This is a genomic window from Arthrobacter sp. TJ-265, assembly GCF_058269135.1.
On record NZ_JBZCND010000001.1, the window covers coordinates 420,157 to 435,179 of the forward strand.

The following is a 15,023-nucleotide window of genomic DNA, read 5'->3' on the forward strand; positions in this document are numbered from 1 at the left end:
GCGGCGGTAACGTGCGCCTCACGGCGCGGAGTCCCGCCGGTGAGCCCGAAGTTAACGTGGCGACACATCGGCGACACATCCGGGAAATTGCCTGTTCGTACCGTGGAGGGAGCAGCGGGAGCGCCCCGGTCCGGACGGAAGGCACCACATGAGCGAGACCCGATCATCCCGGCCCGCCGAGGCGGCCGCCGTGCCGCGGGAGCGGCGCGTCGTCGTCGTCGGCGGTGGGCCCGCCGCCCACCGGCTGGTCGAGGCACTGTGGCGGCGCGGCACGGACGGGCTGCACATCACGGTCCTGACCGAGGAGGCCCACGCACCCTACGACCGCGTGGCCCTGAGCAGCGCGCTGACCGGCGACGTGGACCTCGGACTCGGGGAGCCGCTCATGTGGCGGGAGCCCGCGATCCGGCTCGTGACGGGGGAGCGGGCGGTCCGCCTGGACCTCGCGGCGCGGCGCGTCGAGGGCGCCTCCGGCGAGAGATACGCGTACGACGACGTCGTGCTGGCCACCGGCTCGGATGCCGTGCGCCTGCCCCTGCCGGGGTCGGAGCACGCCGCGGTCTACCGCACCCTCGACGACGTGCAGTGGCTGCGCACCGAGACGGCGCGGCTGGCGGCCGCCCTCGGCCGGGCTCCCCGCGCCGTCGTCATCGGGGGCGGGCTGCTCGGCCTCGAAGCAGCCGGCGGACTCCAGCAGCTCGGTGCCTCGTCCACGGTGGTCAACCGCGCCGGCTGGCTGATGAACGCGCAGCTCGACCAGGGCGGCGGCCAGGCGCTCGGCCGGCTCATCAGCGCGAAGGGGCTGGGCATCCACTGCGGAGGGGCGCCCGTCGCCATCGGGACGGACGACGGCGGCAGCGTCACGGGCGTGACCCTGAGCGACGGCGCCGTCCTCCCGGCCGACCTCGTGGTGTTCGCCGTCGGCATCCGGCCGCGCGACGAGCTCGCCCGTGACGCGGGACTCGACGTGGCACCCCGCGGCGGCGTGGTGATCAGCGCGGCCTGCGGGACCGGGAGGCCCGGCGTCTGGGCGATCGGGGAGGTGGCGAACTACGAGGGCGTCAGCATGGGGCTGGTGGCTCCCGCGAACGCGATGGCGGAGGTCTGTGCCGACGGCATCCTCGGAGGCCACGCCAGCTTCCCCGGCTTCGACACCGCCACCAAGCTCAAGCTCTCGGGCGTCGAGGTCGCGAGCTTCGGCGACGCGCTCGCGGAGACGGACGGCAGCCTCGAGATCGTCTACGCCGACCCCGCCCGGGGGCTCTACCAGAAGCTCGTGGTCACCGACGACGCCAGGACGCTCCTCGGCGGGATCTTCGTGGGCGACACCGCACCCTATTCCGCGCTGCGACCGCTGCTGGGACGCGAGCTGTCCGCCGAGCCCGGCGCCTACCTCTCCTCGGCCGGGGGAGGCGACGCCCCGTCGTCGGACCTGCCCGACGACGTCATCCTCTGCTCCTGCAACAACGTGACGGCCGGGGACTGCCGGTCCGCGGTCCACGGACTCGGCCCTGACGGGTCCGCCGCGGAGCCCGCGCTCGACCTCCCGGCCCTCAAGGCGTGCTCGCGCGCCGGCACCCAGTGCGGCTCCTGCGTCCCCATGCTGAAGAAGCTGCTCGACACCGAGCTCACGAAGGCGGGCCGGGCCGTCACGAAGGGCATCTGCGAGCACTTCGCGATGTCACGGCCCGAACTCTTCGAAGCCATCCAGGCCCTCGATCTCGCGTCCTTCCAGGAGATCATCCGGCGGTTCGGTGCCTCCGAGGAGGCGAGGGCCGGCCACGGCTGCGACATCTGCAAGCCGGCCATCGGCTCCATCCTCGCCACGCAGCGCGGGGAGTACGTGCTCGACGGCGGACGCGGGGTCCTGCAGGACACTAACGACCGCGCACTCGCGAACATGCAGCGCAACGGCACCTACTCCGTGGTGCCCCGCATCCCCGGCGGGGAGATCACGCCGCAGAAGCTCGCGGTCATCGCGCAGGTCGCCGAGCAGTTCGGCCTGTACGTGAAGCTCACCGGCGCGCTGCGGATCGACCTCTTCGGGGCCAGGCTGGAGCAGCTGCCGGAGATCTGGAAGATCCTGGTCGAGGCCGGGTTCGAATCCGGGCAGGCCTACGGCAAGGCGCTGCGGAACGTGAAGTCCTGTGTGGGGTCCACCTGGTGCCGGTTCGGCGTGCAGGACTCCGTGGCGATGGCCATCGAGCTGGAGCTGCGGTACCGCGGGCTGCGGGCCCCGCACAAGTTCAAGATGGGCGTGTCGGGGTGCGCCCGCGAGTGCGCGGAGGCTAGGGGCAAGGACGTCGGTGTGATCGCCACCGACCAGGGCTGGAACCTCTACGTCGGGGGGAACGGCGGCTTCCAGCCCGCGCATGCGCAGCTCCTCGCCCAGGACCTCGACGGCGAGACCCTCATCCGGTACATCGACCGCTACCTCATGTACTACATCCGCACCGCCGACCGAATGCAGCGCACCGCGCGGTGGATGGACGAGCTCGACGGTGGCCTCGACCACGTGCGCGACGTCGTCATCGGGGACTCCCTCGGCATCGCCGCGGACCTCGAGGCCGCGATGGCCCGGCACGTCGAGCACTACGAGGACGAATGGGCCGCCACCTTGAAGGACCCGGACAGGCTCCGCCGCTTCAGGTCCTTCGTCAACGCACCCGACGCCGCCGACCAGTCGATCGTCCTCGTCGAGGAGCGCGGCCAGCGCCGCCCCGCCACGCAGGCGGAGATCGACGCCGGAGCCGCCCGGGTGGGTCTGGGCGCAGTGATCCCCGTCCGCGTCCCGACGGGACCGGCCGCAGCAGAGAACCTGGAGGGCTGAGCCGTGCACCTGGATATCGACCTGACCGGACGCCGCGTGGTGGTGGTCGGACACGCGCGGGAGGCGCGGCGGATCGTCACCCGGTACCGCGCCGCCGGAGCCGACGTCGATCGGTTCGACACGGTCGCGTCCGCCGTCGATGAGCTCGACGGCGCCACCCTGGTGGTGCGGGTGGACGGCGCTGCCGCGGCACTACCGCAGGCGCCCGTGCAGGACGGCGTCCTGCGGCAGCGGTGCAGGGACGCCGGCGTGCTCCTGACCCGGGCACCGGCCGCCTCGGACAACGGGCACGTGAGCCTGGTCGGCGGCGGACCCGGCGCCCGGGGACTCCTGACCCTCGACGCGGCCGCCGCGCTCCGGGACGCCGACGTCGTCCTCTACGACCGGCTGGGGCCCACGGAGTCCCTGGCCGAGCTGGCGCCCTCGGCGGAGCTCGTCGACGTCGGGAAGCTGCCCGGCCACCACCGCGTACCGCAGGCCGGCATCAACGCCCTCCTGGTGCAGCACGCCCTCGCCGGACGGCACGCGGTGCGGCTGAAGGGCGGCGACCCCTTCGTGTTCGGACGCGGGAGCGAAGAGCTCGCCGCGTGCCTCGAGGCGCGGGTGCCCTGCACCGTGCTGCCGGGCATCAGCTCGTCGATCGCCGTCCCGGCGGCCGCGGGCATCCCCGTCACGCATCGCGGCGTCAGCCACCTCTTCACCGTGGTCTCCGGACACGCACCGCTGACCGACGACGAACACCTCCACCTCGCCGGCCTCGGCGGGACCATCGTGGTCCTCATGGGCGTCTCGACGCTGCCCCAGCTGGTCGCGGGTCTCGGCAGGGCGGGGATGCGTCCCGACATGCCGGTCGCCGTCGTCGAGCGCGGGTACAGCGCATCACAGCGGACGACGTCGGGGACGCTGTCGACGATCGTCACCGCCGCGGGTGCCGCACGTTGCCAGTCGCCCGCGGTCCTGGTCATCGGCGAGGTGGTGAGGGTGGGGCTCCAGCTGCAGGGCAGCGCCGCGCACCTCGCGCGTCTGACGGAGTCGCTGGCGTGATGACCGAAGCCATCCGTTCCACAGGCTCCGGCGGCCAGCTGGCCGGATTCCGCATCGGTGTGACCTCGGACCGCCGGTCCAGTGATCTGATCGACGCCCTCGAGCGGCGGGGCGCCTCGGTGTTCCACGCACCGGCACTGAAGATCGCACCGATCGCGGAGGATGTGGCGCTCCTCGCGGACACCGCCGCGGTGGTGTCCGCCCGCCCGGACCTCTTCGTCATCACGACCGCGTACGGGATGCGCCGCTGGTTCGAAGCCGCCGATGCCGCGGGGCTGGGCGACGACCTGCTCGACGTGCTCGGGAACGGCCGGATCCACGTCCGGGGCCCGAAGGCCAGGGGAGCAGTGCGCGCGGCCGGGCTGGACGACGTCGGCATCAGCTCCGACGAGACGACGGCGACCCTCGTGGACCAGCTGCTCCAGGAGGACCTCGCGGGCCTCACGATCGGCGTCCAGCTGCACGCCTACGCCGACGAGCACCAGCTCGAACGGCTCCGGGCCGCGGGCGCCACGCTGCTCACCGTCACGCCCTACCGGTGGATCAAGCCGGAGGGCTCGGAACGCCTGCCGCGGCTCATCGAGGCCGTGTGCGCCGGGCAGCTCGACTGCGTCACGTTCACGAGCGCACCGGCGGTCGACGCCCTGTTCAGCACCGCGGCCGAGCAGGGCCTGCAGGAGGACCTCGTGCACCGGTTCCGGCACGGCGTCCTCGCGGCGGCCGTCGGGCCGGTGACGGCGCAGCCCCTGCTCGACGCCGGGATCACGCCCATCGTCCCCGGGCGGTTCCGCATGGGTGCGCTGATCCGACTGGTCTGCGACCAGCTGGCCGAGCACCACGTGGAGCAGCTCTCCACGCGCTCCGGCCACGTCGAGGTGCGCGGCCGGGCCGTGCGGGTGGACGGCGTCGAGGTGGATCTCGCCCCCGCCCAGCTGGCGCTTTTCAAGGCCCTGCTGTCGGCCCGCGGCGCGGTCCTCAGCCGGGAGGCCCTGACCAACCTCCTCACCCCCGCCGGTGCGGCGCACGCGCTCGACATGAGCGTCAACCGCCTGCGGAAGTCCCTGCCGGACCCGACCCTGATCGAGACGGTCGTCAAGCGCGGGTACCGGCTGCACCTCTGACCGGACCCACCTCCGACCGGACCCACCTCCGACCCTGACCGGCGCCGCGTCACGAGGCGACCGTCACGACGCGACCGCTGCGGCGAAGTGCCGCTCGATGACGGTCCGGATGTCGTCGTGGCATCCGCCGCACCCCGTCCCGGCCCGTGTGGCGGTCGAGACGTCCTGCACGGAGGCGCAGCCGGCGGCCACGGACTCCTGCACGGAGCCGCGGGTGACCCCCGCGCACCGGCACAGCGTGGCGGCCGGGCCGGGAGGTGAGGCGGCCAGCAGTCCCTCCGCGCTGTCGAGCCGCAGCAGGCTGGAGCGATCCGCCGGGAGTTCGCTGCCGCGCTCGAACAGCAGGACCAGTTCGGCGCCCGTGCGCGGCATCCCCACGCATACGAGGCCGGTGAGGACGCCGTCGCGCGTGACCATCCTCGCGTAGCGTCCGTGCCCCGGGTCCGCCCACTCCGCCACCGCGAGGCCCGGCTCCACCGTCCACGGATCCGCGTCCGTCTCACCCGCGACCACGGCGTCGACGCCGCGGGCCTTCAGCACGACGACGGCGTCACGGCGTCCGGCAGCCCCGGCGTCGGGCCCTCCACCAGATCCGTCGCTCGGCCCGCGGGCGTCCCCGGACAACTCCGCGGCGAAGGCTTCCCCGAGGTCGTCCGCCTGCTGCCAACCCGGGCCGATGAGGCCCTGGGGGGCGGTGACGCCCGCGCACGCCTCACAGGAGAGGCGGAGGCAGCACACCTCCGCGCAGTCGCCGATGGCCCAGATGTCCTCCGTGCCGACCGCTCGCAGCGAATGGTCCACGAGGATGCCGTCCGCGACCGCCAGGTCGCTGCCCTCGGCGAGCTCCGTGCGCGGACGCACGCCGCATGCGAGCACGAGCGCGCCGCCGTCGATGCGGGTCCCGCCCTCCAGACCGACGCCCGCGAATCGCCCGTCCTCCAGCTCGATCCCCGTGGACGTCCCGGCCACCACGTTGATGCCGGCGTGCCGCAGCGCGGTCGCCAGCACCCGCGCGCCGTCCCCGAGGAGCCGTTCCATGGGGGAGCGGCCGTGGTGGAGGAGGGTGATGCGCCCACCCTCCTCGGCCGCGGCGAGGGCGGCCTCGATCCCGAGGATGCCGCCGCCCAGTACGACGATCCGCTGCTGCGCGGCGAGCGCGGCGGCCACCGCCCGGGCGTCGCGGAGGTCGCGGAGGAAGCTGACCCCCGGTGGGAGCGGCGAGGTCTCGGGCCCCTCCAGCCCCGTCAGCCGCGGGCGGACGGGGCGGGAACCGGTCGCGAGGACCAGCCGGTCGTAGTCGACGGCCTCGCCACCGGTCAGCAGCACGCGGCGGAACGGCCGGTCGATGCGCGCCACGCAGGCGCCGAGGCGCACGTCGATGCCCGAGGACCGGAGCGTGTCGGCGTCGGCGAGCCGGATGGCGGCTTCAGGGGTACGGCCGACGGCGACATCGGCGACGAGCACGCGGTTGTAGGCGGCGTCGGCCTCCTGCCCGATCACGGTCAGGGAGACCAGCCCCGCGGCGACGAGGGGTTCGAGGTGTTCGACGAGCCGCGCCGCGACGGGTCCGAAACCGACGACGACGACGCGGCACGGGACGGAGGATTCCGGCGGTCTCACGCGACGACCTCCAGTCCGTCCGTGCGGACGCCGTCGTCCAGCGGGACCAGACGTGCCACGCGGACGGGCGTCGTCTTGAACTCCGGCATGCCCGACACCGGGTCGGTGCTGCCGCCCGTCAGGAGGTTGGCGGACCCGGCGTCCGCGAAGTGGAAGGCCAGGAAGACCGTGTCCTGCCGGATGTCGGGGGTGAGATCCGCCAGCGCCCGGGCCTCGCCGTGGGGGCTGGTCACGACCACGCGCTCGCCCTGCGCGATGCCGAGGTCCTGCGCGGTGGAGGGGTGGAGCTGCAACCGTGGGACCGGTTGTGCCGCGAGCAGCGCCGGGACGCGCCGGGTCTGGGTGCCGGATTGGTAGTGCTCGAGGAGCCGGCCCGTGGCCAGGAGCAGGGGGCCCGGCCGGCGCGCCGCCGCCGCAGCGGTCCGCGGGACGACGGGGACCAGCACGGCACGGCCGTCGGCGTGCGCGAAGGCGTCGACGAACAGCCGCGGTGTCCCGGTGCTGCCCGCCGGGTACGGCCAGTACGCGGGGGCGCCGCTGTCGAGCACGCCGTAGTCGAGTCCCGAGTAGTCCGCGATGCCGCCGGCGCTGGCGCGGGCGAGCTCGTCGAACATGGTGGACGGGTCCTCGCTGAACCGGGAGGGCGCGTCCAGTCGACGCGCGAGCTCCTGCATGACCCACAGCTCGCTCCGGGCACCGGGGGGCGGTTCGACGGCCCGGCGCCGCCGCAGGATCCTGCCCTCCAGGTTCGTCACCGTGCCGTCCTCCTCGGCCCACTGCAGGACCGGCAGGACGACGTCCGCGAGCGCCGCGGTCTCCGACAGGAAGAAGTCGGACACCACGAGGAGGTCGAGGGAGCGCAGGCCCTCGATGACCGTGGCGGCGTCGGGCGCGGAGACGGCGACGTTCGCGCCGTGCACGAAGAGGCAGCGCGTGCCGCCCGGCCTCCCGAGCGAGGCGAGGAGCTCGACGGCGGGCAGGCCCGGCCCGGGGATCAGCTCCTCCGGAACGCCCCAGACGGCGGCGACGTGGGCCCGCGCCACCGGGTCCGTGATCTTCCGGTAGCCCGGGAGCTGGTCGGCCTTCTGCCCGTGCTCCCGACCGCCCTGCCCGTTGCCCTGGCCCGTGAGCGTCCCGTAGCCGCTGTGGGCCGTGCCCGGGAGTCCGAGGAGCAGCGCGAGGTTGATCGCGGCCGTCGTCGTGTCGGTGCCGTCGGCGTGCTGCTCGATGCCCCGGCCGGTCAGGATGTAGGTGCCCTGGCTGCCGTCCGAGCCGCGCCGGGCCCCCGCGGCGAGGAGCCGCGCCACGGCGCGCAGCGACGCCGCAGGGACACCCGTGATGCCCTGTACGCGTTCCGGCCACCACTGCGCGAGGCCACGGGCGACGCCGTCGTACCCGCTGGTCCGCGCCTCCAGGAAGCGGTTGTCCGTCAGGCCCTCCGCCACCACGACGTGGGCCAGGCCCAGGAGCAGGACGAGGTCCGTGCCGGGGGTGGGCTGCAGGTGGATCCCCTTGCCCTGGTCGGTCAGCCGGGCGGTCGCCGACCGCCGGGGGTCGACGACGACCAGGCCGCTCGCGGCCTGGGCTCCTCCCAGATGCTGGACGAAGGGGGGCATGGTGTCGGCGGCGTTCGAGCCGAGGAGCAGGACCACGGACGCTCCGCCGAGGTCCTCGAGGGGGAAGGGGAGGCCGCGGTCGAGGCCGAAGGCCCGGTTGCCCGCGGCGGCCGCCGAGGACATGCAGAACCGGCCGTTGTAGTCGATGCGGGACGTGCGCAGCGCGAGGCGGGCGAACTTGCCGAGCGTGTAGGCCTTCTCGTTGGTGAGCCCGCCGCCACCGAACACCGCGACGGCGTCCCGGCCGTGCCCGGCCTGGATACTCAGGACGCGGTCGCTGATGAGGTCCAGGACGGTGTCCCACGCGGCTTCCCGGAGGACGCCGTCGGCGTCGCGGAGCAGCGGCGCGGTGAGGCGGTCGGGATGCCGGAGCAGCTCCGCGGCGGACCAGCCCTTGCGGCACAGCCCGCCCCGGTTGGTGGGGGAGTCGCGGCCGTCGACGCGGGCACCGCCGTCGTGCGTACCGGACGCGGTGACCGTCATGGCGCACTGGAGGGCGCAGTAGGGGCAGTGTGTGTGCTGTCCGGTCGCTGCCTGCTGCATCGGTCAGACCTTGCTGAGGGTCGAGGACCGGCGGAGGTAGAAGAACCAGGTGACGGCGAGCATGAGGACGTACCCTCCGACGAAGCCGTAGAACGCGCCGTCGTAGCTGCCCGAGGCGCCCTTCGAGGCGTTGAGCACCTGCGGGATGAGGAAGCCGCCGTAGGCGCCGACCGCCGAGATCAGCCCGAGGGCGGCGGCGGACTTGCGGGCGGTGCTCACCGATTCCCGGAGTTCGGACCCTGCTGCGGCGCCGCGCCGGGCGAAGATGACGGGGATCATGCGGTAGGTCGCCCCATTGCCGGCACCGGCTGCCGCGAAGAGGACGAGGAAGAGCCCGAGGAAGAGCCAGAAGTCGGCCAGGGGGAGCGTCCAGACGACGGCCAGGGCGATCGCGGCCATGACCGCGAAGGCGCACACGGTGATCACTGCTCCGCCGAACCGGTCGGCCAGCCGGCCGCCGAAGGGCCGGGCGAGGGACCCCACCAGGGGACCGAGGAACGCGAGGGACAGCGTCGCCGGTCCCATGGCGATCGTGGAGAAGGCGGGGAAGGAATCGACGATCAGCTTCGGGAAGACTCCGGCGAATCCGATGAACGAGCCGAACGTCCCGATGTAGAGCAGCGCCATGATCCACAGGTGCGGCTCACGGACGGCCGCCAGGGACCCGGCGAGATCACTCCGGGCACTGGAGAGGTTGTCCATGAACTTCCAGGCACCGAAGGCGGCGGCGAGGATCAGGGGCACCCAGATCCAGCCGGCGAGGGGCAGGTCCAGGGTCGCGGCGGCGCCGAGGGCGACGACGATGGGCACCACCAGCTGGGCGACGGCGGCGCCGAGGTTGCCGCCCGCCGCGTTCAGGCCCAGCGCCCACCCCTTCTCCCGGGCGGGGTAGAAGAACGTGATGTTCGCCATCGAGCTCGCGAAGTTGCCGCCGCCGAAGCCGGCCAGCGCCGCCACGGCGAGCATCACCCCGAACGGGGTCTCGGGGTTCGAGACGCACAGTCCGAGTCCGATGGTCGGGATCAGCAGGAGCAGCGCGGAGATGATGGTCCAGTTCCTGCCACCCAGCCTCGGCACCATGAAGGTGTAGGGGATGCGCAGCGTCGCCCCGACGAGGGACGGCATGGAGATCAGCCAGAAGATCTGCGAGGTGGAGAAGGTGAAGCCCGCCGCCGGCAGGTACACGACGACGATCGACCACAGCTGCCAGACCACGAACCCGAGGAACTCGCAGGCGATCGACCACTGCAGGTTGCGCCGCGCGATGGACCTGCCGCCGCTGTTCCACTGGGTGGTGTCCTCGGCGTCCCAGTTGTCGATCCACCGGCCGGGGCGGTGGACCAGCGGGGGTGCGCTCGCGACAGGCGCGGGAGTCGCCGTCGCACGTGCGGGAGATGCTGCTTCGTCGATGCTCACGGACGTCCTCCAGGGGCTGGTGTGGCTGCTTCCCCCCGACGCTAGTGAGCGCGCGTTTCCGTCCCCTGCGTGCTGCGTAAACGCTCCGTGACGTTCACCTATCCGCGCCGGATCGGTACGGTGAGGTCCTGGGTGCACGCTGCGCGGACACCCGATCCCGCGAAGGGGGACGATCATGAGGGTGCTGGTCACCGGATCCACGGACGGCCTCGGGCTGGCAGCGGCGGAGGCCCTCCTGCAGGAGGGTCACGACGTCGTCGTGCACGCCCGCACCGGGAGCCGTGCCGGCGCTCTCGCGCCCCTCACCGCTCAGGGAGCGGGGCTCGTGGTGGGGGATCTCGAGGACCGGCAGGCGGTCCTGCGGATCGCCACCGAGCTGAACGCGGGCGGGGGGACCCCCGACGCCGTCATCCACAACGCGGGAGTCTGGAGCGGCACCGCCGTCATGCCCGTCAACGTGATCGCCCCGTACCTCCTGACCGCACTGCTCGAGGGTCCGCGGCGCCACGTGTACCTCAGCAGCGGGTCGCACTACAGCGGGCGCCCGTCCCTCGACGGCGTCGACTGGCGGGGCCGTACGCCCGGCCACTACGGGGACAGCAAGCTCTTCCTCACCGCCTTCTCCGCCGCGCTGGCACGCCTGCGTCCGGACGTCCTGAGCAACGCGGTGGATCCGGGATGGGTCCCCACGAGGATGGGCGGGCCCGATGCACCCGATGATCTCGACCTCGGCCACCGGACCCAGGTGTGGCTCGCCACGGGAGAGGATTCCGAGGCACTCATCACCGGCGGGTACTGGTTCCACCGCCGGCGGCGGCAGCCCCACGACGCCGTGCGGGACATCGCGTTCCAGGACCGCCTGCTCGAGGCACTGGCCGGGGAGACCGGCGTGTCCCTGCCGGTCGGCCGCCCGGACGGCCGGTGAGGGGACGCGCCGCGCTCAGTACGAGGGCGCCGCGGGCAGGCCGAAGTGCTCCTCCAGGGTCTGCGTCCCGGCCGCCTCCATGGCCAGCGAGACGTCCCGGCCCACGTACCGGAAGTGCCAGGATTCCGCCGAGAAGCCGGTGATCTCGTGGAACCCGAGCGGGTAGCGGAGGATGAACCCGAAGTCGGCCGCGTTGGCCGCCGCCCACTGCCCGGCGGGCGTGTCCCGGAAGCAGCGCACCAGGGTGCAGGCGCCGTCGGCCTGGGCGAGGTCGAAGGCGAGGCCCGTCTGGTGCTCCGAGTAGCCGGGGCGGGCCGACACGGTGTCCGCACCGGCCGGACCACCGTACTGGCCCACCCAGTACGCGTAGGTCGATTCCTGGTCCGCGAAGGAGCGGTACCCGCTGACCATGGCCAGGCCCACGCCGTCCGCCGCGGCCGCCGCGAACATCTCCTCCACGGCCTCGGCGGCATCGGGGCGCAGGAGGTCGAACCCGGTGGGCGTGGCGACGTCGGGCCGGCGCAGGTCGGCGGGCGCGTAGTCCAGCGGGGTCAGGGGCCTGCGCTTGTTGACGACGACGTCGATGGCCACGGGGTCGGTGTGCGCGCTCGCGGCGGGGGCAGGGGGTGCCGACGACGCCGGAGGGGGTGCCGACGCCGGACCGCTCCCGGCGGGACGGGGTTCACGCTGGGGCGGGGCCGGCAGGTCCGTCGTCGTCCGGGTGGGCCCGGCCGGGTCCGACGCCGGAGCCGGGGGAGCGGTGCTCCCCGCAGCCGTGGTACCCGACGCGGTGCCGGAAGGCGTAGCGGGGGCAGGATCCGGCCCGGAACACGCCGAGAGCGTCACTGCGAGGACGACGAACGCGACCGACGGCAGGACGCGCACGGTCAGGTCTTCCGGAGGAGCATGCGGCGCACCGAGTGGTCGGCGTCCTTGGTGAGCACCAGCTGCGCCCGCCCGCGCGTGGGCAGGACGTTCGCCACGAGATTGGGCTCGTTGATGCGCTCCCAGATGCTGGTCGCCGTCCGGCGGGCTTCCTCGTCGCTGAGGTCGGCGTACCGGTGGAAGTAGGACTCGGGCTTGGCGAACGCACTGGAGCGCAGCGACTGGAAGCGGTGGACGTACCACTCCTTGATGTGGGCGGTCTTCGCGTCGACGTAGATGGAGAAGTCGAAGAAGTCGCTCAGCGCGAGTCCCGTGATGCCGTCCGGCCGCGGACGCGCCGGGGCCAGGACGTTGAGGCCCTCGACGATGAGGACGTCCGGCCGGCGGACCACCACCTCGCGGCCCGGCACGATGTCGTAGGTCAGATGCGAGTACGAGGGGGCGCGGACCTCGGCGGCACCGCTCTTGACCTCGCTGACGAAGCGCAGGAGCCGCCGGCGGTCGTAGGACTCCGGGAAGCCCTTGCGCTGCATGAGGCCCCGACGCTCCAGCTCCGCGTTCGGGTACAGGAAGCCGTCCGTGGTGATCAGGGCCACGTCGGGGGTGTCCGGCCAGCGCCGCAGGAGCTCGCGGAGCACCCTCGCCGTCGTCGACTTGCCCACCGCCACGGACCCGGCGACGCCGATCACGAAGGGCGTGCGCGTGGTGCGCTCGCCGAGGAACGTGTTGGTGGCCGCGTGGAGCTGGCCGGCCGCCGCCGTGTAGAGGTTCAGCAGGCGGGAGAGGGGGAGGTAGACCTCGCGCACCTCGTCGAGGTTCAGGGCGTCACCCAGGCCGCGCAGGCGCTGGACGTCCTCGACGTTCAGGGGGCTCCTGATCTCGTGGGACAGGCGGGACCACATCTGGCGGTCGAGTTCGACGAAGGGGGTGAAGGATTCGGCATTGATGGCCTGCTGCGTCCCCGTGCCTCTGTCATTCACCCGACGATTCTGCCCGGTGGCCTGCGCATTAACAAACACGGCCACCGGTACGCTAGGTGTCATGTGTGGAATCGTGGGATATGTAGGCCGGGACAACGGCCAGGGATCGTCGGCGCTTGACTCTGTCGCCCCGGCGTTCGATCAGGAACCGTCCGAAGCGCAGCACGGCGCGCTCGACGTCGTCATGGAGGGCCTCAGGCGCCTCGAATACCGCGGGTACGACTCCGCCGGGGTGGCAGTGATCACCCCGACCGGCATCGAGTCGCGGAAGAAGGCCGGCAAGCTGACGAACCTCGTCGGGGAGCTGGCGGAGAACCCGCTGCCGCGCTCGCTGACCGGGATCGGGCACACGCGGTGGGCGACCCACGGCGGACCCACCGACGAGAATGCGCACCCGCACCTCGCCGACGGCGACCGGCTCGCGCTGATCCACAACGGGATCATCGAGAACTACGCCGAACTGAAGGCGGAACTGACCGGTGAGGGACTGAGCTTCATCTCGGACACCGACACCGAGGTCGCCGCCGGGCTCGTCGGCCAGCTGTACCGGGGGCTCGTCGAGAGCGGCGCCCAGGGCGATCTCCTGACCCTCGCCCTGCAGCAGGCATGCCAGCGCCTCGAAGGGGCGTTCACGCTCCTCGCCATCCACCAGGACCAGCCCGGCGTCGTCGTCGCCGGCCGCCGCAACTCACCGCTCGTGGTGGGACTGGGCGACGGGGAGAACTTCCTCGGCTCCGACGTCTCCGGGTTCATCGACTTCACGCGCCGCGCCGTCGAGCTCGGCCAGGACCAGATCGTCACCATCACGCCCGACGACGTCACCATCACCGATTTCTTCGGCGCCCCCGCCGAGGGCACGGAGTTCCACGTCAGCTGGGACGCCGCGGCCGCCGAGAAGGGCGGCTTCGACTCCTTCATGGAGAAGGAGATCCACGACCAGCCCGACGCCGTCGGCCAGACCCTCCTCGGCCGTTCCGACGTCGACGGCAACCTGATGCTCGACGAGCTGCGCATCGACGAGACGATCCTGCGCTCGGTCGACAAAATCGTGGTGCTCGCCTGCGGCACCTCGGCCTACGCCGGCCAGGTGGCCAAGTACGCCATCGAGCACTGGTGCCGCATCCCCACCGAGGTGGAGCTGTCCCACGAGTTCCGGTACCGCGACCCGATCGTCACCGAGAAGACGCTCGTCGTCGCGATCTCCCAGTCCGGCGAGACCATGGACACGCTCATGGCGGTCCGCTACGCCCGCGAGCAGGGCGCGAAGGTCGTCGCGATCTGCAACACCAACGGCTCCACGATCCCGCGCGAGTCGGACGCCGTGCTGTACACGCACGCCGGCCCGGAGATCGCCGTCGCCTCCACGAAGGCGTTCCTCGCGCAGATCACCGCCGCCTACCTGCTGGGCCTGTACCTCGCCCAGCTGCGCGGCAACAAGTACCGGGACGAGATCGCCGACGTGCTCACGGATCTCTCGAGCATCCCCGCCAAGATCCAGTCCATCCTCGACGACGCCGACAAGATCAAGCAGCTCGGCGCGGACATGGCCAACGCCAAGTCGGTCCTGTTCCTCGGCCGCCACGTGGGCTTCCCCGTGGCGATGGAGGGGGCCCTGAAGCTCAAGGAGCTGGCCTACATCCACGCCGAGGGCTTCGCCGCGGGCGAGCTCAAGCACGGGCCGATCGCCCTGATCGAGGAGGGCCAGCCCGTCGTCGTGGTGATGCCGTCCCCGAACGGCCGCGACTCCCTGCACGCCAAGGTGGTGTCCAACGTCCAGGAGATCCGCGCGCGCGGCGCTGTGACGATCGTCATCGCGGAGGAGGGCGATACCTCGGTGGAGGCGTACTCGGAGCACGTGTTCTACGTGCCCGAGTCCCCGACGCTGCTCGCACCGCTGCTGACCACGGTGCCGCTGCAGATCTTCGCCCTCGCCCTGGCCAGCGCCAAGGGCTACGACGTCGACCAGCCGCGCAACCTGGCGAAGTCGGTCACGGTTGAATAGTCCCTTCCCGGTGCCGCTGCGGAGCTCCGCGGCGGCACCCG

The 15,023-nt window shown here is 72.6% G+C and carries 10 protein-coding genes; 5 read left to right on the forward strand and 5 right to left on the reverse strand.

Features of this window, described 5'->3' with window-relative positions; genetic code table 11:
* Nucleotides 1–148: 148 nt before the first annotated feature.
* The 3 genes from nirB to AC4D2E_RS02065 are packed head-to-tail and all read left to right on the forward strand — an operon-like array spanning nt 149 to nt 4,995.
* Entirely contained in the window at nt 149–2,830 is a 2,682-nt protein-coding gene (gene nirB / locus AC4D2E_RS02055; RefSeq protein ID WP_490951509.1) for a nitrite reductase large subunit NirB, read from the forward strand.
* A gap of 3 nt (nt 2,831–2,833) precedes the next feature.
* The gene (gene cobA / locus AC4D2E_RS02060) at nt 2,834–3,874 is read left to right on the forward strand and encodes a uroporphyrinogen-III C-methyltransferase (RefSeq protein ID WP_490951510.1); all 1,041 of its coding nucleotides are present in this window, start codon (nt 2,834–2,836) and stop codon (nt 3,872–3,874) included.
* Nucleotides 3,874–4,995: a uroporphyrinogen-III synthase gene (locus AC4D2E_RS02065; protein WP_490951511.1), complete on the forward strand. Its 1,122-nt coding sequence runs from the start codon at nt 3,874–3,876 to the stop codon at nt 4,993–4,995. The genes cobA and AC4D2E_RS02065 overlap by 1 nt, the downstream gene beginning before the upstream one ends.
* A gap of 63 nt (nt 4,996–5,058) precedes the next feature.
* Here the strand turns inward: AC4D2E_RS02065 and AC4D2E_RS02070 are convergent, their stop codons facing one another.
* From AC4D2E_RS02070 to AC4D2E_RS02080, 3 genes are read right to left on the reverse strand one after another with little or no spacing between them, the layout of a single operon-like run.
* Nucleotides 5,059–6,615 (reverse strand): FAD-dependent oxidoreductase, encoded by a 1,557-nt coding sequence (locus AC4D2E_RS02070; RefSeq protein ID WP_490951512.1) that lies wholly within the window; start codon nt 6,613–6,615, stop codon nt 5,059–5,061.
* A complete protein-coding gene (locus AC4D2E_RS02075) occupies nt 6,612–8,774 on the reverse strand; it encodes a molybdopterin oxidoreductase family protein (RefSeq protein ID WP_490951513.1) in 2,163 nt (720 codons plus the stop codon). The genes AC4D2E_RS02070 and AC4D2E_RS02075 overlap by 4 nt, the downstream gene beginning before the upstream one ends.
* 3 nt (nt 8,775–8,777) lie before the next feature.
* Entirely contained in the window at nt 8,778–10,190 is a 1,413-nt protein-coding gene (locus tag AC4D2E_RS02080; protein ID WP_490951514.1) for an MFS transporter, read from the reverse strand.
* 175 nt (nt 10,191–10,365) lie between these two features.
* Here AC4D2E_RS02080 and AC4D2E_RS02085 point away from each other — a divergent pair, with 175 nt between their 5' ends.
* Nucleotides 10,366–11,115 (forward strand): SDR family NAD(P)-dependent oxidoreductase, encoded by a 750-nt coding sequence (locus AC4D2E_RS02085; protein WP_490951515.1) that lies wholly within the window; start codon nt 10,366–10,368, stop codon nt 11,113–11,115.
* A gap of 15 nt (nt 11,116–11,130) precedes the next feature.
* On the opposite strand, the gene AC4D2E_RS02090 is transcribed toward AC4D2E_RS02085, so the two are convergent.
* Nucleotides 11,131–12,000 (reverse strand): M15 family metallopeptidase, encoded by an 870-nt coding sequence (locus AC4D2E_RS02090; RefSeq protein ID WP_490951516.1) that lies wholly within the window; start codon nt 11,998–12,000, stop codon nt 11,131–11,133.
* Between the two features lie 2 nt (nt 12,001–12,002).
* Entirely contained in the window at nt 12,003–12,980 is a 978-nt protein-coding gene (gene coaA / locus AC4D2E_RS02095; RefSeq protein WP_258069766.1) for a type I pantothenate kinase, read from the reverse strand.
* Between the two features lie 61 nt (nt 12,981–13,041).
* Here coaA and glmS point away from each other — a divergent pair, with 61 nt between their 5' ends.
* Nucleotides 13,042–14,982 (forward strand): glutamine--fructose-6-phosphate transaminase (isomerizing), encoded by a 1,941-nt coding sequence (gene glmS / locus AC4D2E_RS02100; RefSeq protein ID WP_104166305.1) that lies wholly within the window; start codon nt 13,042–13,044, stop codon nt 14,980–14,982.
* Nucleotides 14,983–15,023 lie beyond the last annotated feature (41 nt).

What these genes read in the sequence shown, in the direction of transcription:
- AC4D2E_RS02065 (WP_490951511.1), top strand. Translation starts at nt 3,874, where the DNA reads ATGACCGAAGCCATCCGTTCCACAGGCTCCGGCGGCCAGCTGGCCGGA.
- AC4D2E_RS02075 (WP_490951513.1), bottom strand. Translation starts at nt 8,774, where the DNA reads ATGCAGCAGGCAGCGACCGGACAGCACACACACTGCCCCTACTGCGCC.
- glmS (WP_104166305.1), top strand. Translation starts at nt 13,042, where the DNA reads ATGTGTGGAATCGTGGGATATGTAGGCCGGGACAACGGCCAGGGATCG.
- nirB (WP_490951509.1), top strand. Translation starts at nt 149, where the DNA reads ATGAGCGAGACCCGATCATCCCGGCCCGCCGAGGCGGCCGCCGTGCCG.
- AC4D2E_RS02085 (WP_490951515.1), top strand. Translation starts at nt 10,366, where the DNA reads ATGAGGGTGCTGGTCACCGGATCCACGGACGGCCTCGGGCTGGCAGCG.